At 73.9% G+C, this 18,832-nt stretch carries 15 protein-coding genes; 10 read left to right on the top strand and 5 right to left on the bottom strand.

The genetic code is table 11. The features are described 5' to 3' along the window. The first annotated feature begins 9 nt into the window (after positions 1–9). Positions 10–921, top strand: coding sequence for a LysR family transcriptional regulator (locus ACIO9K_RS10740; RefSeq protein ID WP_363621618.1), 912 nt, complete (start codon positions 10–12; stop codon positions 919–921). 76 nt (positions 922–997) lie between these two features. On the opposite strand, the gene ACIO9K_RS10735 is transcribed toward ACIO9K_RS10740, so the two are convergent. The 4 genes from ACIO9K_RS10735 to ACIO9K_RS10720 form a co-directional block, all read right to left on the bottom strand. Further along, positions 998–1,684, bottom strand: coding sequence for a TetR/AcrR family transcriptional regulator C-terminal domain-containing protein (locus tag ACIO9K_RS10735; RefSeq protein WP_363588867.1), 687 nt, complete (start codon positions 1,682–1,684; stop codon positions 998–1,000). A 58-nt stretch (positions 1,685–1,742) separates the two neighbouring features. Then, positions 1,743–2,903 carry an FAD-dependent oxidoreductase gene (locus tag ACIO9K_RS10730; RefSeq protein WP_400328431.1) on the bottom strand — a complete coding sequence of 387 codons (1,161 nt, stop codon included), beginning with the start codon at positions 2,901–2,903 and terminating at the stop codon, positions 1,743–1,745. A gap of 413 nt (positions 2,904–3,316) precedes the next feature. Next, positions 3,317–3,496 (bottom strand): hypothetical protein, encoded by a 180-nt coding sequence (locus ACIO9K_RS10725; protein WP_400328429.1) that lies wholly within the window; start codon positions 3,494–3,496, stop codon positions 3,317–3,319. A gap of 35 nt (positions 3,497–3,531) precedes the next feature. Beyond that, positions 3,532–3,924, bottom strand: a complete 393-nt coding sequence (locus ACIO9K_RS10720; protein ID WP_400328427.1) for a hypothetical protein — start codon at positions 3,922–3,924, stop codon at positions 3,532–3,534. Between the two features lie 356 nt (positions 3,925–4,280). On the opposite strand from ACIO9K_RS10720, the gene ACIO9K_RS10715 reads away from it, so the two are divergent. The 5 genes from ACIO9K_RS10715 (at position 4,281) to pip (ending at position 9,805) form a co-directional block, all read left to right on the top strand. Next, positions 4,281–4,802 carry a hypothetical protein gene (locus tag ACIO9K_RS10715; RefSeq protein WP_400328425.1) on the top strand — a complete coding sequence of 174 codons (522 nt, stop codon included), beginning with the start codon at positions 4,281–4,283 and terminating at the stop codon, positions 4,800–4,802. Between the two features lie 98 nt (positions 4,803–4,900). Continuing rightward, positions 4,901–5,830, top strand: a complete 930-nt coding sequence (locus ACIO9K_RS10710; RefSeq protein WP_363588877.1) for a Gfo/Idh/MocA family oxidoreductase — start codon at positions 4,901–4,903, stop codon at positions 5,828–5,830. Positions 5,831–6,278: 448 nt separating this feature from the next. Continuing rightward, positions 6,279–8,093: an endonuclease/exonuclease/phosphatase family protein gene (locus ACIO9K_RS10705; RefSeq protein ID WP_400328942.1), complete on the top strand. Its 1,815-nt coding sequence runs from the start codon at positions 6,279–6,281 to the stop codon at positions 8,091–8,093. Between the two features lie 45 nt (positions 8,094–8,138). After that, complete coding sequence (locus tag ACIO9K_RS10700; RefSeq protein WP_363621629.1) at positions 8,139–8,750, top strand: GNAT family N-acetyltransferase; 612 nt, start codon at positions 8,139–8,141, stop codon at positions 8,748–8,750. 95 nt (positions 8,751–8,845) lie between these two features. Continuing rightward, entirely contained in the window at positions 8,846–9,805 is a 960-nt protein-coding gene (gene pip / locus ACIO9K_RS10695; protein ID WP_400328423.1) for a prolyl aminopeptidase, read from the top strand. A 57-nt stretch (positions 9,806–9,862) separates the two neighbouring features. Here pip and ACIO9K_RS10690 read toward each other — a convergent pair whose 3' ends face one another. Beyond that, complete coding sequence (locus ACIO9K_RS10690) at positions 9,863–11,881, bottom strand: S9 family peptidase (RefSeq protein WP_400328421.1); 2,019 nt, start codon at positions 11,879–11,881, stop codon at positions 9,863–9,865. Between the two features lie 223 nt (positions 11,882–12,104). Between ACIO9K_RS10690 and ACIO9K_RS10685 the strand changes: the two genes are divergently transcribed. The 4 genes from ACIO9K_RS10685 (at position 12,105) to ACIO9K_RS10670 (ending at position 18,735) form a co-directional block, all read left to right on the top strand. Then, positions 12,105–13,841 (top strand): acyclic terpene utilization AtuA family protein, encoded by a 1,737-nt coding sequence (locus ACIO9K_RS10685; RefSeq protein ID WP_400328419.1) that lies wholly within the window; start codon positions 12,105–12,107, stop codon positions 13,839–13,841. Next, positions 13,838–15,436 (top strand): carboxyl transferase domain-containing protein, encoded by a 1,599-nt coding sequence (locus tag ACIO9K_RS10680; RefSeq protein WP_363621637.1) that lies wholly within the window; start codon positions 13,838–13,840, stop codon positions 15,434–15,436. Before ACIO9K_RS10685 ends, ACIO9K_RS10680 begins: the two co-directional genes overlap by 4 nt. A 79-nt stretch (positions 15,437–15,515) precedes the next feature. After that, positions 15,516–17,540 (top strand): acetyl/propionyl/methylcrotonyl-CoA carboxylase subunit alpha, encoded by a 2,025-nt coding sequence (locus tag ACIO9K_RS10675; RefSeq protein WP_400328416.1) that lies wholly within the window; start codon positions 15,516–15,518, stop codon positions 17,538–17,540. Between the two features lie 13 nt (positions 17,541–17,553). Then, positions 17,554–18,735 carry an acyl-CoA dehydrogenase family protein gene (locus ACIO9K_RS10670; protein ID WP_363621641.1) on the top strand — a complete coding sequence of 394 codons (1,182 nt, stop codon included), beginning with the start codon at positions 17,554–17,556 and terminating at the stop codon, positions 18,733–18,735. Positions 18,736–18,832: the final 97 nt, after the last annotated feature.

Raw genomic sequence — 18,832 nt, 5'->3', positions numbered from 1 at the left:
AATTGGCCTGTGATCGACGCCCGACGGCTGCGGACCCTGCGGGCCGTGGCGGACCACCGCACCGTGACCGCAGCGGCGGCTGCCCTCTACCTGACCCCTTCCGCCGTCTCCCAGCAACTGGCCGCCCTGGAACAGGAGACCGGCCACGACCTGCTCGCCCGCGAGGGCCGGGGGGTGCGGCTGACCGCCGCCGGGGAGATCCTGCTCGGCCACGCCGACGCCGTGCTCGCCCAGCTGGAGCGCGCCGAGGCCGACCTCGCCGCCTACAGCGCGGGCGTCTCCGGCGAGGTGACCGTCGCCTCCTTCGCCACCGGCATCGCGCTCGTCCTCGCCCCGGCGATCGGGCTGCTGGCCGCGCAGGCGCCCGGGGTGCGGCTCAAGGTGCTGGACGCGGAGGGCGACGCCAGCCTGCCGATGGTCCTCGACGGCCGGGCCGACCTCGCGGTGGCCGTCGAGTACCGGGGCGCCCCGCGCGCCGACGACGCCCGGCTCACCCGCGTCCCGCTGTACGCCGAGCCGTTCGAGGCGGTGCTGCCGCTCGGCCACCCGCTGGCCGCCGACGGCGCTCCGCTCGCCGTCGCGGCCCTGGCCGACGAACGGTGGATCGGCCCCTACCCGGGCAACCCCTGCCACGACGTCGTCCTGCTCGCCTGCGAGCACGCCGGCTTCCAGCCGCGCCTGGTGCACTCCTCCGACGACTTCCGGGCCGTCGTCGCCCTCGCCTCGGCGGGCGCCGGCGTCGCCCTCGTGCCGCGCTCGGCGCTGCGCGGCGTCGACCTCGGCCGGATCGCCGTCCGGCCGGTCGACAGCGAGCTCGCCACCCGCCGGGTCTTCGCCGCCGTCCGGGCCGGCGCCGACGGGCACCCGCTGATCCGCCCGGTGCTGGACGCCCTCGCCGAGGCGGCCGCGGCGGGCGCCTGAGCCCGGCCCGGCCTGAGTTCGGGTGGGTCCGAGGTCGGGCGGGGCGCGGCGGGCGGGGCGCGGCGGGCGGCTGGGGTCAGGCGGGTCGGGGCGTCGTGCGCGTGCCGTTGACGACCGCCCGGAACATCCAGGACAGCCGGTCCTCCGGCGCCCCGGACACCAGGTCGTCCCCGAGCGCGGCGATCCTCGGGTAGGTGGCGGCGGGCGCCGCGCGGAGCGCGTCGGTGAGCGCGGCCTGTTCCCGCTCCGCCTGCTCGCCCTGCCGGGCGGACTGCTCGGCGGCGGTGGCGGTGGCCACCTGGAGCAGCACGTCCACGCCCCAGGCCGCCTGCCCGTCCGGCACCCCGCCCTCGTGCAGCAGTGCCAGGACCGCCTCCACCAGGGCCAGGTAGTGCGGCCCGGACGGCCTCGCCACCAGTGCGGCGTGGGCGAGCGCCGGGTGCCGGAGCAGCACCCCGGTGCAGGAGTCGAGGACGGCGGCCAACCGCTCGCGCCAGTCCCCGGCCGCCGTCACCGGGCTCAGGTCCACCTCCCCGAGGTACTCCTCCAGGATCGCGGCGTGCAGTTCCGCGGCGTTGGCCACGTACACGTACAGCGAGGCAGGCCCGGTGTCCAGCTCCTGGGCCAGCCGCCGCATGGTCACCCGTGGCAGGCCCTCCGCCTCCAGCACCCGTACGGCGGCGGCGACGATCGCCTCGTGGCTCAGCGCGGGCTTCGCCGGCCGCTCGCGGCGGCTGCGGGGTCGGGAGGGGGAGCTCGTCATACCGGCCAGCCTAGCGACCGTGTTCGTGACGAACTGGTTCGCCGAAACGGCGCCGCCGCTACCGGCCGGGCGGCGGGGCGGGCTGGTTCGGGGCGGCGAACTGGTCGAGCAGGCCCTGGAGGCCGTCGGGGCCGAACATCAGCTCCAGGCTGGCGGCGGAGGCGGCGGCCGAGGCCTCGCTGCGGGGGAAGAGGGCGTGCTCGTAGGTGGTCAGGGCGGCCTCGGGGTCGCCGGGGTGGTGGGCGAGGGCCTTGCCGAGTTCGGCGCCGTCGAGCATGGCGAGGTTGGCGCCCTCGCCGGCGAACGGGGACATCAGGTGGGCGGCGTCGCCGAGCAGGGTGACGCCGGGGGTGCGGTCCCAGCGGTGGCCGACGGGCAGGGCGTGGATCCGGCGCGGGACCAGGTCGCCGTCGGCGTCGGCGAGCAGGGCCCGCAGGCCGTCGGCCCAGCCGTCGAAGCCGGCCAGCACGGCCGCCTTGGCGGTGTCGGGGGCGGTGGTGTCGATGCCGTCCAGCCAGTCCTCGCCGGCCCGGACGGCGGTGTAGACGTGGATGCTGCCGTCGCCCTCGCGGTGGGCGAGGAAGCCGCGGCCCTCGGCCACGGAGAGGAAGAACCCGCCGCCGACCAGGGCGGCCGCCTCGGGGTGCCGGGTGTCCGCGTCGTGCAGGTCGGCCTCGACGAAGGAGATCCCGGTGTAGGTGGGCCGGGCGTCGGACAGCAGTGGCCGGATCCGGGACCACGCGCCGTCCGCCCCGACCAGCAGGTCCGTGGTGACGGCCGTGCCGTCGGCGAAGGCGACCTGGTGGCGGCCGTCGCCCAGCGCGTGGGCGCGGACCACCTTCCGGCCCCAGCGCACGGTGTCGGTGGGCAGGGAGTCCAGCAGCAGGTCGCGCAGGCGGCCCCGGTCGACCTCGGGGCGGCCGCCGGTGCCGTCGTCCTCCTGCTCCAGCCGGACGGCGCCGTCCGGCCCTACCACCCGCAGGGCCTCGCCGCCCGCGTGGACCAGGGCCAGGAACCGGTCGTGCAGCCCGGCGTCGTGCAGGGCCTGCTGGCCGGAGTCGTCGTGGATGTCGAGCAGGCCGCCCTGGGTGCGGGCCTCGGGCGAGGGCTCCAGGTCGAAGACGGCGGCCCGGATGCCGTGGACGTGCAGGACCCGGGCGAGCACGAGGCCCCCGAGCCCGGCTCCGATGACGGCGACGGGAACGTGCTGGACGGTCATGGCCACTCCTCGGGTCGGTGTCGGTCCGTGTCGGTCGGCGTGGGTTCGCCGCCCGCTCCTCCACGATAACGAACATGTTCGTAACGAACAAGTTCGTCTCCTGGAGCGGCCTACCGGACAACCGGGATCCCACCGGACGGGAGTGTGAGAACTTCATGATCCGGAGATGGCGGGATCACTGGCGCGCCGCGAGACGAGGCGGGCAGACTCGGTGCCGGAGAACCAGCTGACGGGAGGCCGTCGCCCTGGTCCACCCCTCGCAACTGCCCGGCCCCGGCGTCCCCGGCGTGCCCGCGTACGTCGCCGACCACCCGCTCCCCGACACCACCCGCGCCGCCATCGACCGCACCAACTCCGCCCGGCTCTTCGCCGGGGCGGCGTTCCTCAAGTAGTGGCCGAAGGCTGTGGGGACCTCACTCCACGATCAGGTACCGCTGCGCGCTCGCCCCGCTGGCGCAGGTCCCGCCGTCGCAGCCGCCCTTGGCCTCGGTGAACGCGTTCCAGACGTAGATCCCGGGCGAGGGCGGGGTGTACAGGTAGGTCGACGCGTCCTGCCAGGGCATGTTCTGCCAGGTCCCGTCGGGCGACAGCACCGAGGCGTGGGAGGGGAAGCCGCTCGCCGTCCAGCTCAGCGAGACCGGCCGGCCTTGGCCACGGTCTGGTCCGCCGGGGCCAGCAGGCGGGGGACGGCCGGGGTGTCGTGCCCGGGGTCGGGCGTCGAGGAGCCCTTCGCCCTGACGAGCAGGAACTGGTCCTCGGACCACGCGCTGCCGGCCCGTCCTTCGGCGGCGTTCGCGGTGCTCGCCTCCCACCGGTACAGCCCGGCGGCGGTGGGAGTGAACGTGCAGGCGGCGGAGCTCAGCCAGGCGGTGTAGCGGGGGGCGTCGTCGCCCAGCCCGGTGAAGACGCGCGACATCGCGGCGGCGTGGTCCCAGCTGAGCGTGACCGACTGGCCGAGCTCGATGACCGTCCGGTCGGCGGGCCCGGTGGGCTCGGGCGGGTGCGGGGTCCCCGCGGGCACGCTGGTCACCCTGGCCGGGGGCGAGGAGTCGGCCGGTGCGCCGCGCCGGGCACCGGATGGATCGAAGCCTAGGTGATTCCATTGCCATCGAATGGGACAACTATTAAGTGGTGAAGGAGGGTTGGAAGATCCGGCCGTGGCTGTTGGGGTGTGCGGCGCAGGCCTGCCGGGACCGTCGTGCCCACCGGAAACCGTTCGACCGCCGTGCTTCCACCGCGAGCCGGCGGGAGGTCAACTGGCGCCCACCACCGGGTGAGTCCGTCTCGTCGAATGAGAGAATCACCCCGGCCCGCGAATTCCGGCCCGCGAATTCCATTCCATGCGGCCGGAGTTACGACCCACCAAAGGAATCGCAGATGACCGACCTGCCGGCGCCCGCTCCCTTCACCACCGAGGACACCCTGTTCGGCGAGATCACCGTCCGCATCGAAGGCCAGCACCGGGTGACCGTCTCCGGCGATCGGATCCCCACCGCCGTCCTGGAGCGCGACCCGGGCAGCGAGCCGGACCCGCAGATCGCCATCGGCACCCGCGACACCGCCCACCTGACGCTGACCGTCGACGGCTCGCCGGTGCCGCTGCGGCCGGGCCGGGGCAAGCTCCGCCGGAAGTCCTACCGGGTCGAGACCACGTACGACGGCGCCGTCTACGTCCTCGTCCCGGACTCCATCCCCAGCAGCCGGCTCATGCGCGACGGCAAGCGCCTCGGCGACTTCTCCTGCGACGGCGACCAGATCGTCATCGTGGAGTGGCGGGACGGCGCCCCCGCCCGCCCCGCCGACGCCGCGATCGGGTACGTCCTCGCCTCCGCCTTCGGCACGGGCGGGCAGCCCACCTGGATGCTGGTGGTCGAAGGGGTCGGCGCCCTCATCCCCTGAGCCGCCGGGCCGGTCGCTCGCCGGCCCGGCGCCGTTGCGCGGGAGCGGGCGAATAGGGTGGGGCGGATGGTTTTCGGCGCATGAGTATGGAGATTCGTATGAGCTCGACCTCTGTTCCTGACGGCCTGCTCCCGGTCGGGGTGATCGGCCTCGGTGACATTGCGCAGAAGGCGTATCTGCCGGTCCTGGGCGGGTTGCCGGCGCTGGACCTGCGGTTGATGACCAGGGACGGGGCGAAGCTGGACCGGATCGGTGACGCGCACCGGATTGCGCCGGAGAATCGCTTCACCGATCTCGGGGAGTTGATCGGGAGCGGGATCCGGGCGGCGTTCGTGCACGCCGCGACCAGCCAGCACGTTCCGATCGTGGAGCAGCTGCTGACGGCCGGTGTCGACGTCTACGTCGACAAGCCGCTCGACTACACCGTCGACGGTGCCCGCCGGCTCGTCGACCTCGCCGACCGGACGGGCCGCTCGCTGATGGTCGGCTTCAACCGCCGGCACGCGCCCGGCTACGCCCAGGCCAAGGAGCGCCCCCGCGACCTGATCGTCCTGCAGAAGAACCGCGAGGGCCTCGCCGAGGCCGCCCGCTCCCTGGTGTTCGACGACTTCATCCACGTCGTCGACACCCTGCGCTTCCTGGCCCCCGGCGAGATCGAGCACGTCGACGTCCGCGCCCGCGTCCGGGACGGGCTGGTCGAGCACGTCGTCCTGACCCTCGGCGGGGACGGCTTCACGGCGCTCGGCATCATGAACCGGCTCTCCGGCTCGACGGAGGAGATCCTGGAGGTCTCCGGCGCCGACTCCAAGCGGGCGGTGCACAACCTCGCCGAGGTGATCGACCACCGCGGCCAGCCCACCGTCCGCCGGCGTGGTGACTGGGTGTCCGTCGCCCGCCAGCGCGGCATCGAGCAGTGCGTGCTGTCCTTCCTGGACGCCGTTCGGGCCGGCAAGACCCTGGACGCGCACGACGCGCTGCGCACCCACGAGCTGTGCGAGCTGATCGTGGAGCGGATCGAGGCGGGCTGAGGGGCCGTCGAGGCAGGTTGAAGGAGCGGGCTGAAGGGACGGGCTGAAGGGACGGGGATAGGAGCGGGGATAGGAACAGGGGCCGGGGCGGACGCCGAAGCGGAACCAGAAGTTCACTGACGGGGTCTTGTCGCGTCATTTTCTACGCGCGTATCTTGGGGGCGCTGCGGGGGGCGGGTGACCGGCTTCCGCTTCATCTACGCGGGTAGCGCGTGCCATGGGCACGCCGCCTGACCATGCGTCACGGCCCGGCGGCCGCAGACCCGCCGGGTGGACGACGCGCCCTGTGCCCCGCTCCACCCTCGACCGCCGTGCCACGACCGTGCCGCACGACGGAGCTAGGAGTCATGCCCCGGTGACCACCGCCCCCGCTCCCCGCCCCCGCCGGGCCCTGCTGCGCGCCGCGATCCTCCCGGCCGGACTGGCCGCCTCGCTGGTGCTCGTCCCGCTGCCGGCCGCGAACGCCGCGCCCACCGCCGCGAACGCCGCCACGAACGCGGCGAACGCCGCCGCCCCGGCCGGGCCGACCGAGGCCGGACCGCTGCGCATCCACGACATCCAGGGCACCACCCGGATCTCCCCGCAGGCCGGGAAGCCCGTCACCGGCGTGCCCGGCGTCGTCACCGGCGTGCGCGCCTACGGCAGCGCCAAGGGCTTCTGGATGCAGGACCCGAACCCCGACGCCGACCCGGCCACCAGCGAGGGCATCTTCGTCTACACCGGCGGCAACCCGATCGTGAAGGCCGGCGACTCGGTCCTGGTCAGCGGCAAGGTCACCGAGTACTACCCGAACTTCGCGGGCGGCTCGCAGTCCGTCACCGAGCTCACCGGCCCCGCCGTCACGGTGCTGTCCTCCGGCAACCCGCTGCCGGCCCCGGTGGTCGTCGACACCCGCAACATCCCCGGCACCTACGCCCCGCCGGCGCCCGCGGGCGGCAGCATCGACGCGCTGCCGCTCGACCCGGAGAAGTACGCCCTGGACTTCTACGAGTCGCTGGAGGGCATGCTCGTCCAGGTCAAGGACGTCCGGGTGATACAGGCGACGGACAAGTACAACGAGCTGTGGGTCGCCGCCGACCGGCAGGACCAGCGCAGCAAGCGCGGCGGCGTGCTGTACGAGTCGTACGCGGAGCCCAACGTGGGCCGCCTGATGGTGCAGCAGCAGGCGGCGGTCACCCCGCAGCAGCCGTTCCCGGTGGCCAACGTGGGCGACGTGCTGACCGGCACCACCACCGGCCCGCTGGACTACAACCAGTTCGGCGGCTACACCCTCGTCGCCGGCACCCTGGGCACGCTCCAGGACAACCACCTCCAGCGCGAGGTCACCGCCAAGGCGGCCGACCGCGAACTCGCCATCGCCACGTACAACGTGGAGAACCTGGCCCCCGGCAACCCGGACGCCAAGTTCGCCGAGCTGGCCCAGGGCATCGTCACCAACCTGCGCTCGCCCGACATCGTCGCCCTGGAGGAGATCCAGGACAACAACGGCGCCAAGAACGACGGCACGGTCGACGCGAGCCAGACCGTGGCCAAGTTCATCGCCGCGATCAAGGCGGCCGGCGGCCCGGCGTACGACTGGCGCTCGATCGACCCGCAGGACGGCAAGGACGGCGGCGAGCCGGGCGGCAACATCCGGCAGGTGTTCCTGTTCAACCCGCAGCAGGTCTCCTTCACCGACATCCCCGGCGGCGCCGCCACCAGCGCCGTGGACGTCGCCGGCAGCGGCGCCACCACCGCGCTGACCGCCTCGCCCGGCCGGATCGCCCCGACCGACGACGCGTGGACCAACAGCCGCAAGCCGCTGGTCGGACAGTTCTCCTTCCGCGGCAAGAAGGTCTTCGTCATCGCCAACCACTTCAACAGCAAGGGCGGCGACCAGGGCATCGACAGCCGCTTCCAGGCCCCCACCCGCAGCTCCGAGGTGCAGCGGGTCAAGCAGGCCACCATCGAGCAGGCCTTCGTCGCCAAGCTGCTGGCCGCCGACAAGGAGGCGCGCGTCGTCTCGCTCGGCGACTTCAACGACTACCAGTTCTCGCCCGCGCTGGCCGCGCTCACCAAGGACGGCGTGCTGCGCGACCTGGTGAACGAACTGCCGGAGACCGAGCAGTACTCGTACGTCTACCAGGGCAACTCGCAGGTGCTGGACCACATCCTGGTCAGCCCCGAGGTCGGCTACGCCAAGTACGACGTGGTGCACATCAACGCCGAGTTCGCCCAGCAGGCCAGCGACCACGACCCGCAGGTGGTCCGCATCAAGCCCTGAGCGTCAAGCCCTGACCGGTCCGCATCAAGCCCTGAGCGTCAAGCCGTGACCGGTCTGCATCAGGCCCTGACCTGCGGCTATGCTGCCTTCGCCGGAGGTGACCACCGCCGGCGAAGGCGGCTGCGGCAGTGGGGGTCGGAGAGCATGCGGTACCGGATCGAGCGGATGGGGGCCGAGGACTGGCAGCGCCTGCGGAAGGTGCGGCTGGCCCAGCTCCTCGACTTCCCGATAGCCTTCGGCGAGACCCACGCCGCGGCGCAGGCCCTGGGCGAGGCCGACTGGCGGGCCCGGACGGCGCGGGTGAACGAGCCGGGCAGCGTCGGCCTGGTGGCCGTCGACCCGGACGGCGAATGGGTCGGCACGATGCTCTCCGTCCCCGACCGGGACCAGGCCGCGACCGCCGTCCTGATCGGCGTCTGGGTGGCCCCGGAACACCGCGGCCGCGAACGCGGCGTGACGGACGCCCTGTTGGACGCCGCCACCGACTGGGCCCGCACCGAGGGCGGCGCCAAGCGGATGCTGCTCGGCGTGCACGAGGCGAACGCCCGCGCCGCCGCCTTCTACCTGCGCCGGGGCTTCACCTACACCGGCGGGGAGACCCCGTACGGGCTCGACCCGCAGGCCCGCATCCTGGAGATGGCCCTCCCGCTGGACTGAAACGCCCTGAGGCCGGCCGAACGGCCGTTCCCGCGAAGCGGGTTGGGCGGAAAAGCGCGGGCCCCGAGCGCGCCCGCGCCCTAGGATCGACGGTCATGGTTGATCTCTATCCTCCGACGAGTCCCTACGGCCACGGTTTCCTCGACACCGGAGACGGCAACCGGGTCTACTACGAGCAGCTCGGCAACCCCGAGGGCAAGCCCGTCCTGTACGTCCACGGCGGCCCCGGCGCGGGGACGCCGGACCGGCCCACCCGGGCGTGGGATCCGGAGTGCTACCGCGTGATCCGCTACGACCAGCGCAACTGCGGCCGCAGCACCCCGCACGCCGGCGACCCGGCGGCGGACATGAGCCTGAACACCACGCAGCACCTGATCGACGACATGGAGCGGCTGCGCCAACACCTCGGCATCGAGCGGTGGTTGCTGAACGGCGCCTCCTGGGGTTCGACCCTCCTGCTGGCCTACGCGCAGCAGCACCCCGAGCGGGTCAGCGAGATCATCATCCAGGCGGTGACGACGACCCGCCGGGCCGAGACCGACTGGCTCTACCAGGGCGCCGGGTCCTTCTACCCCGAGGCGTGGGACCGGTTCCGCGAGGGCGTGCCCGAGGACGAGCGGGACGGCGACCTGCTCGCCGCCTACGCGCGGCTGATGGAGAACCCCGACCGGGCGGTCCGGGCGAAGGCCGCCGCCGGCTGGCTCGCCTGGGAGGACGCGGTCATCTCGAACGAGCCCAACGGCTCTCCCGGCATGTACAGCGCCCGGGAGGTCGACGAGCAGATCGCGTTCGTCCGGATCTGCGCCCATTTCTTCAGCAACGGCGCCTGGCTTGAGGAGGACCAACTGCTGCGCAACGCCCACAGGCTGGCCGGGATCCCGGCGGTGCTGGTGCACGGCCGGCACGACATGGGCTGCCCGGTGCAGACGGCCTGGGAGCTGGCGAAGGCGTGGCCGGGCGCGCGGCTGCACATCTCCGAGGACTCGGGGCACATCGGCAGCGAGGAGATGAAGAACACCGTCCGGGAGGCCATCGAGGAGTTCAAGCACCGCTGATCCTGCTCGGGTTCCGCCACTCGTCGATCACGACTCGATGCCCTCCCGGGTACGGGCTCACAGCCAGCGGTCGTACCAGGCGCGGACGCGCCGGAGGGCGTCGAGTTGATGGGCGCGCTCGCGCAGCCCGTGGCCCTCCCGGGGGTAGACGACGAACTCGTGCTCGACGCCGAAGTGGCGCAGTGCGCGATGGAAGTGGACGGCCTGGCCGAGGGGGACGTTGGTGTCCTGCTCGCCGTGCAGGATCAGGACCGGGGTGCGGATCCGGGACGCGTAGGAGATCGGGCTGTTCCGGTCGTGGAGGTGCGGTCCCGGCCCGTTCCAGCCGGTGCTGCCGCCGAGCGCCGCGTCCATGGCTCCCCACTCGCCGGTCCCGGCCTGCATGCCCCAGTCGGTGATGCCCGCGCCCATCATGGCGGCCTTGAACCGCCCGGTCTGGCCGATGGCCCAGGCCGCCATGAAACCGCCGTGGCTCCAGCCGGAGATGCCCAGGCGTTCGGGATCGGCGACTCCCTCGGCGACCAGCAGGTCGATCCCGGCGAGGATGTCGGTCCACTCGTCGCCACCCACCGCGCCCGCCACCACGGCGGCGAATTCATGGCCGTGGCCCGACCCGCCCCGGGGATTGGGCAGGAAGACCGCGTATCCGGCGGTCGCCAGCCACTGGCCGCAGTCGACCGCGGTGAGCGTGAACTCGTCGGCATGGCGGAAGTAGGGGCCGCCGTGGACCATGGTGACGAGCGGGAACGGGCCCTGGCCCCGAGTCCGGCCGGCCGGCAGGATCAGCAGGCCGTCCAACTGGAGTCCGTCGGACGCCTGGTAGCCGAGCCGTTCCTGGGCGCCCCAGCGGATCCCGCGCAGTTCGGGGCTGGTGTCGCTGAGCCGGAGCAGTGGCCCGCCCGTGGGGCCGGCGTGGACGTTCCTGGGCTCGCGCGCGGTGCTCAGCAGCACGGCGAGGGTCGTTCCGGAGCGACTCGCAGTGAGCCCGGCGAGCGTGCCGGGCGTGCCGAACGTGCCTGGCGTGCCGGGCGTGCTGAACGTGCCTGGCGTGCCGGGCGCGCAGGACAACCGGTGGAACCGCAGCGACTGCGGATCGAGCCGGTACAGCGCGGTGTCCAGCCCGTCGGCGAACAGCGCCAGCGGCGGCCCGTCGGCGACCTGCACCAGCTCGGTGGGGCAGGCGGACATGCCGACCGTGAGATCGCGCTGTTCGACGGTCGGGCCGGTCGCCGGCGGCACGGTGTCGATCACGGCGAGCGCGCCGACCAAGTGCCCGGGGCTCACCGCCAGGTGGGCCAGATGCCATTCACCGTCGTGGTGCCACCAGACCGGGGACCGGGCCTCGAATCCGACCGGGCCCAGGTCCTGGACGGCTCCCGTCTCCGGGGCGACCAGGTGCAGTCCTGCCGTCGTCACGCCGGGGTCGAGCTCGGGGGTGGCCCAGCTCAGCACGGCCAGCGGGCCGCCGTCCGGACGCTGGGCCACCTCCACGACATGGCGGTCTCCGAGGCCGTCCACGGTGCGGACCACGCCGGTCGCCAGGTCGAGCAGGCGCAGCCGGGTGGCGGGGAGGTGCCGGCCCCAGACCTTCGCGTCGTCACCCTCGGCCTCCCGGCGTTCGTCCTCCGGGGTGGGCTCGTCCTCGGCGAGCAGCGCCACGGTGCGGCCGTCGGCGAGCGGGTAGTGGTCGCAGATGCCCCCGCGCCACCTGGTCAGGGGCTCTGCCCGGGCGATGTCCTCGCTGCCGTCCAGAAGGATCCGCCGGAGTTGAGCGGTGCCCCGCTCCTCGCGGTCGGAGGTGAGAAACAGAGAAGCCGAGTCCGGCGCCCACTTCGGGGCGGCGGCGCGGGCCGTGCCGTCGGTCAGCCCGCGCGGGGCGGCGCTGCCATCGGCGGCGGCGACCCAGACCGAGCTGTGCGGGCGTCCGTCCCTTCCACTGTTCGCGACCACGCCGTAGGCGACCAGGCGACCGTCCGGCGAGATGGCCGGCGCCGCGGGGGCGGCCATGTCCACCACCAGTTCCGCGGTGAGCAGGCGGGTCGAGTCGGGAGCCGGTCGCGGTGCGGGATGCGGCATGCGGACTGCCTTTCACTCGCCAGTACGACGGACGGACATCGTGTCGCACCGACGGGCCGATGTCAGTCGGGTTTCGGAGAATCGGGCCGTACGCGGCCTTGTCGAGTGTGGCCATCGGCTCGAAACAAGCAGGCGTGATTGCTTTTTTTCGCACCCGGTGCCACGCTGCTGCCCGGCGGCGCTCGTGTGGGGGCGTCGCCAACCCGTCGGCAGGGGAGGCGCTTTGGCGCGCGAACGCTCGGTACTGCGGGTCGGCAACGCCTCGGGGTTCTACGGGGACCGCTTCGCGGCGGTGCGGGAGATGCTCACCGGCGGGCCGCTGGACGTGCTCACCGGGGACTACCTGGCGGAGCTGACCATGCTCATCCTGGCCCGGGACCGCCTGAAGGACCCGTCCCTCGGCTACGCCCGGACGTTCCTGCGGCAGATGGAGGAGTGCCTCGGCCTGGCGCAGGAGCGCGGGGTGAGGATCGTGGTGAACGCGGGCGGGCTGAATCCGGCCCGGCTCGCCGCCGAACTGCGGAACCTGGCGCAGCGCCAGGGCCTCGCGGTGGCCGTCGCCCACGTCGAGGGGGACGACCTGCTGCCGCGCAGGAGCGAACTCGGCTTGCCTGACGGCCTGTTGGCCGCGAACGCCTACCTCGGCGGCTTCGGGGTGGCGGCCTGCCTGGCCGCGGGCGCCGAGGTGGTGGTCACCGGGCGGGTCACCGACGCGGCGCTGGTCGCCGGGCCCGCGATCGCCCACTTCGGCTGGACGGCGACGGACTTCGACGCCCTCGCCGGGGCGGTGGTCGCCGGGCACGTGCTGGAGTGCGGCGCCCAGGCGACGGGCGGGAACTACGCGTTCTTCCGCGAGCACGACGTCACCCGCCCGGGCTTCCCGATCGCCGAACTGCACGCCGACGGCTCCAGCGTGATCACCAAGCACCCGGGCACCGGCGGCGCCGTTACCGCGGGCACCGTCACCGCCCAACTCCTGTACGAGACGGGCGGTGCGCGCTACCTGGGCCCGGACGTCACCGCCCGGCTGGACACCGTGCGGCTCGCCGAGGAGGGGCCGGACCGGGTCCGGATCGACGGGGTGCGCGGCGAGGCGCCGCCGCCCACGCTGAAGGTGGGCCTGAACCGGCTCGGCGGCCACCGCAACGAGGTGGTGTTCGTCCTCACCGGCCTCGACATCGAAGCCAAGGCCGACCTGGTGCGGCGGCAGTTCCTGGACGCCCTGCCGCCCGCCGCCCGGCCCGCCGAACTGCGCTGGACGCTCGCCCGGACCGACCACCCGGACGCCGGCACCGAGGAGGCCGCCTCCGCCCTGCTCCGGCTCACCGCCCGCGACCCGGACCAGGCCAAGGTCGGGCGCGAACTGGGCAAGGCCGCCGTGGAGTTGGGGTTGGCCGGTTACCCGGGCTTCCACCTCACCGCGCCGCCAGGCCCCGGCGCGCCGTACGGGGTGTTCGCCGCCGCGTACGTCGACGCCGAGGTCGTCGAGCACATCGCCGTGCTACCGGACGGCCGCCGGCTCGCCGTCCCGCCGGCCCCGGTGACGAGCCGGCCGGCCGAGGCCTCCGAAGAGCCGACGCTCCCCGCAGCACTCCCAACTGCACTCCCCGCAGAACCCCCCGCCGGCCCGCGTCGCCGCGCCCCGCTCGGCCTGGTGGCCGGCGCCCGCAGCGGCGACAAGGGCGGCGACGCCAACCTCGGCGTCTGGGCCCGCTCCGAGGCGGGATGGCGCTGGCTCGCCCACACCCTCACCGTCGACAAGCTGCGCGAACTCCTGCCCGAGACCGCCGACTTGCCCGTCACCCGGCACCTGCTCCCGAACCTGCGCGCGGTCAACTTCACCCTCACCGGCCTGCTCGGCGAAGGCGTCGCCGCCCAGCACCGCTTCGACCCGCAGGCCAAGGCCCTCGGGGAGTGGCTGCGCTCCCGCCACCTCGACATCCCGGAGGCCCTGCTGTGACCGTGCTGCCCACCCGCGTCGACCCGGCCGGGCCCGAGTACGCCGAGTACCGCGCCGCGATGCTCGCCAAGCTCGCCGGGCTGGACGCCGAGCACGCCAAGGCGCTGGCCGGCGGCGGCCCCAAGTACGTGGACCGCCACCGCGCCCGCGGCAAGCTGCTGCCGCGCGAGCGGATCGAGCTGCTGGTCGACCCGGACTCGCCGTTCCTGGAGCTCTCGCCGCTGGCCGCCTGGGGCAGCGACTACCCGGTGGGCGCGGCGCTGGTCACCGGCATCGGCGTGATCGAGGGCGTGGAGTGCCTGATCACCGCCAACGACCCGACCGTGCGCGGCGGCGCCAGCAACCCGTGGACCCTGCGCAAGGCCCTGCGCGCCAACGAGATCGCGTTCGACAACCGCCTCCCGGTGGTGAACCTGGTCGAGTCCGGCGGGGCCGACCTGCCCAGCCAGAAGGAGATCTTCATCCCCGGCGGCGCGCTGTTCCGCGACCTCACCCGGCTCTCCGCCGCCGGAATCCCCACCGTGGCCGTGGTGTTCGGCAATTCGACGGCCGGCGGCGCCTACGTCCCCGGCATGTCGGACCACACCGTGCTGGTCAGGGAGCGCGCCAAGGTGTTCCTCGGCGGCCCGCCGCTGGTCAGGATGGCCACCGGTGAGGAGGCCGACGACGAGTCGCTCGGCGGCGCCGAGATGCACGCCCGCACCTCCGGTCTGGCCGACCACTTCGCGGCGGACGAGGCGGACGCGCTGCGGCTGGCCCGCCGGATCGTCGCCCGGCTGGACCACCGCAAGCCGGGCCCGTCGCCGGACCGGCTCGCCGAGCCGCCGAAGTACGACGAGGAGGAGCTGCTGGGCATCGTCCCGGGCGACCTCAAGGTGCCCTTCGACCCGCGCGAGGTGATCGCCCGGATCGTCGACGGCTCCGACTTCGACGAGTTCAAGCCGCTCTACGGCACCAGCCTGGCCACCGGCTGGGCCCGGCTGCACGGCTATCCGGTCGGCGTGCTGGCGAACGCGCAGGGCGTGCTGTTCAGCGCGGAGTCCCAGAAGGCCGCCCAGTTCATCCAGTTGGCGAACCAGCGGGACATCCCGCTGCTGTTCCTGCACAACACCACCGGCTACATGGTCGGCCGGGCGTACGAGCAGGGCGGCATCATCAAGCACGGCGCGATGATGATCAACGCCGTCGCCAACTCCCGGGTGCCGCACCTGTCGGTGCTGATCGGCTCGTCCTACGGCGCCGGCCACTACGGCATGTGCGGGCGGGCGTACGAGCCGCGCTTCCTGTTCGCCTGGCCGAGCGCCAAGTCCGCGGTGATGGGCCCGCAGCAGCTCGCCGGGGTGCTGTCGATCGTCGCCCGGCAGTCGGCCGCCGCGAAGGGGCAGCCGTACGACGAGGACGCGGACGCGGCGATCCGCGCCATGGTCGAGCAGCAGATCGAGGCCGAGTCGCTGCCGGTCTTCCTGTCCGGGCGGCTGTACGACGACGGCGTGATCGACCCGCGCGACACCCGTACGGTGCTCGGCCTGTGCCTGTCCGCGATCCACAACGCGCCGGTCGAGGGCGCGCGCGGCTACGGCGTCTTCCGGATGTGAGACCGAGCTGTTCGACCGAGCTGCGAGACCGAGCTGCGAGACGGAGCTGTGAGGCGGAGCTGTGAGGGGCACCCGAGACATGATCACCAACCTGCTGGTCGCCAACCGTGGCGAGATCGCCCGCCGGGTCTTCCGCACCTGCCGGGCCCTGGGCGTCGCGACCACCGCCGTCCACTCCGACCCGGACGCCGGGGCCGCGCACGTCCGTGAGGCCGACGCGGCCGTGCGGCTGCCCGGCGCCGCGCCCGCCGACACCTACCTGCGCGCCGACCTGATCGTCCGCGCCGCGCTGGCGGCGGGCGCGGACGCCGTCCACCCCGGGTACGGATTCCTGTCGGAGGACGCCGGGTTCGCGCAGGCCGTGCTGGACGCCGGGCTGGTCTGGGTCGGCCCGCCGCCGGCCGCGATCGCCGCGATGGGCTCCAAGACGGCCGCCAAGCGGCTGATGGCCGCGGCCGGGGTGCCCGTGCTGGACGCCCTGACCGACCCCACCGAGGCCGACCTGCCGCTCCTGGTCAAGGCGGCGGCGGGTGGCGGCGGACGCGGCATGCGGGTGGTGCGCACGCTCGCGGAGCTCCCCGGCGAACTGGCCGCCGCCCGCGCCGAGGCGGCGAAGGCCTTCGGCTCGGACGGGGTGTTCTGCGAGCGCTACCTGCCCGCCGGGCGGCACGTCGAGGTCCAGCTGCTGGCCGACGCGCACGGCACGGTCTGGGCGGTCGGCGACCGGGACTGCTCGCTCCAGCGGCGGCACCAGAAGGTGATCGAGGAGGCCCCGGCCCCCGGCCTGCCCGAGGCGGTGCGCGCCGGGCTGCACGCGGCGGCCGTCAGCGCCGCCCGGGCGATCGGCTACACCGGTGCCGGTACGGCCGAGTTCATGCTCGGCGAGGACGGCCGGTTCCACTTCCTGGAGATGAACACCCGCCTCCAGGTCGAGCACCCGGTCACCGAGGCGGTCACCGGACTGGACCTGGTGGCGCTTCAACTCGCCGTCGCCGAGGGGGAGCGGCTGCCCGGGCCGGTCCCGCCGCCCGCCACCGGCTGCGCGATCGAGGCCCGGCTGTACGCGGAGGACCCGGCGAAGGACTGGCAGCCCGCCACCGGCACCCTGCACCGCATCGAACTCACCGTGCCGCACGAGGAGTTCGGCGGCCGGGGCGTCCGGCTGGACTCCGGCGTGACGGCCGGCGACGAGATCACCCCGCACTACGACGCGATGCTCGCCAAGGTGATCGCCTGGGCGCCGACCCGCGCCGCCGCCGCCCGCCGGCTGGCCGACGCGCTCGCCCGCGCGGAGGTCCACGGGCCCGCCACCAACCGGGAGTTGCTGGTCCGCGCGCTGCGGCACCCGGCCTTCCTGGCCGCACGCCTGCACACCGGCTTCCTGGTCGAGCACGCGGCCGAACTCACCGCCCCGGACGACAAGGAGACCGCGCGCGCCGCCCTGGCCGCCGCCCTCGCCGACGCCGCCGCCCGGCGCACCGGGCCGCACGGCGCACTGCCGTCGGGCTGGCGCAACCTGCCCTCGCAGCCGCAGTCCAAGCGCTACCGTACCGACGACGGCGCCGAGTTGGAGGTCCGCTACCGCCTCACCCGGGACGGCCTGCGGGCCGACGGCCACCCGCGGACGGAACTCCTGGACGCCTCGCCCGAGCAGGTCACGCTGCGCGAGGGCGCCGTCCGGCGCGGCCACCGCGTCGCGCGCTACGGCGACCGGGTGTACGTCGACACCCCGAACGGCGGCATCGCGCTCACCGCCCTGCCGCGCTTCCCCGACCCCGCCGCCCGGGCGGACCCGGGCGCGTTGCTCGCCCCGATGCCCGGCACCGTCGTGCGCACCACCGCCGCCGTCGGCGACACCGTCACCGCCGGTCAGCCGCTGCTGGTCCTGGAGGCGATGAAGATGGAGCACCGCGTCACCGCCCCCGCCGACGGCGTCCTGGTCGAACTCCACGCCGCCCCCGGCCGGCAGGTCGAACTCGGCACCCTGCTCGCCGTCGTGCAGCCCGAGGCCGGTCCCGCCGCCGAGCCGACCGCACCAGCCGCCGTCCAGCCCACCGCCGAGCCGACCGCACCAGCCGCCGTCCAGCCCGCCGCAGAAGCCTGAGGAAGGACCCCGCATGTCCACCATCGGCAGTCAGCTCATCGAGACCACAGAACGCCGGGCCCTGCGCCAGGCCGTCGGCGACCTCGGCCGCCGCTACGGCTCCGCCTACTACATGGCCAAGGCCAGGGCCGGCGAGCCCGCCGACGAGCTGTGGGCGGACGCGGGCAAGGCCGGCTACCTCGGCGTGAACCTGCCCGCCGAGTACGGCGGCGGGGGCGGCGGCATCACCGATCTGGCCATCGTGCTGGAGGAGTTGGGCTCGGCCGGCTGCCCGCTGCTGCTGCTCATCGTCTCCCCGGCGATCTGCGGCACCGTGATCGCCCGCTTCGGCACCGAGGAGCAGAAGCAGCGCTGGCTGCCCGGACTCGCCGACGGCAGCCGCAAGATGGCCTTCGGCATCACCGAGCCGGACGCCGGCTCCAACGCGCACCGGATCTCCACCGTCGCCCGCCGGGACGGCGGGGACTGGCTGCTGACCGGCCGCAAGGTGTTCGTCTCCGGCATCGACCACTGCGACGCCGTGCTGTTCGTCGCCCGCACCGAGACCGCGGACACCGGCGGGGGCCGCAGGCTCAAGCCCTGCCTGTTCATCGTCCCGCGCGACGCCGCCGGCTTCGAGTACCGGGCGATACCGATGGAACTCGTCGCCCCCGAGAAGCAGTTCCAGGTCTTCCTGGACGACGTCCGGCTGCCCGCCGACGCCCTGGTCGGCGACGAGGACGCCGGCCTGCTGCAACTGTTCGCGGGCCTCAACCCCGAGCGTGTGCTGACCGCCGCGTTCTCCCTCGGCCTGGCCCGCCAGGCCCTCGGCAAGGCCGTCGAGTACGCGAAGACCCGCACCGTCTGGTCCACCCCGATCGGCGCCCACCAGGGCCTGGCCCACCCGCTGGCCCAGTGCGCGGTGGAGATCGAGCTGGCCCGGCTGATGACCCAGAAGGCCGGGCTGCTCTACGACGCGGGGGAGGACCTGGCCGCCGGGGAGGCCGCCAACATGGCCAAGTACGCGGCCGGCGAGGCCGCCGCCCGTACCGTCGACCAGGCGGTGCAGACGCTGGGCGGCAACGGCCTCACCCAGGAGTACGGGCTGGGCGCGCTGCTGGCCGCCACCCGGGTCGGCCGGGTCGCCCCGGTCAGCCGCGAGATGGTGCTCAACTACGTCGCCCAGCACACCCTCGGCCTCCCGAAGTCCTACTAGTCCCAATGCCGGTGACTTTGTGGTCGGTGTCTCGTTGGTTGTGGTGTGGCGAGGGTGGGGCAGGTCAAGGCGCCTGCGAGTGAGCGGATATCGGACC

This window comes from Kitasatospora sp. NPDC087271 (genome assembly GCF_044744605.1).
In the GTDB taxonomy this organism is placed as follows: Bacteria; Actinomycetota; Actinomycetes; order Streptomycetales; family Streptomycetaceae; genus Kitasatospora.
The sequence above is the reverse complement of the archived record's forward strand: the minus strand, read 5'-3'. Positions and strand labels throughout refer to the sequence as shown.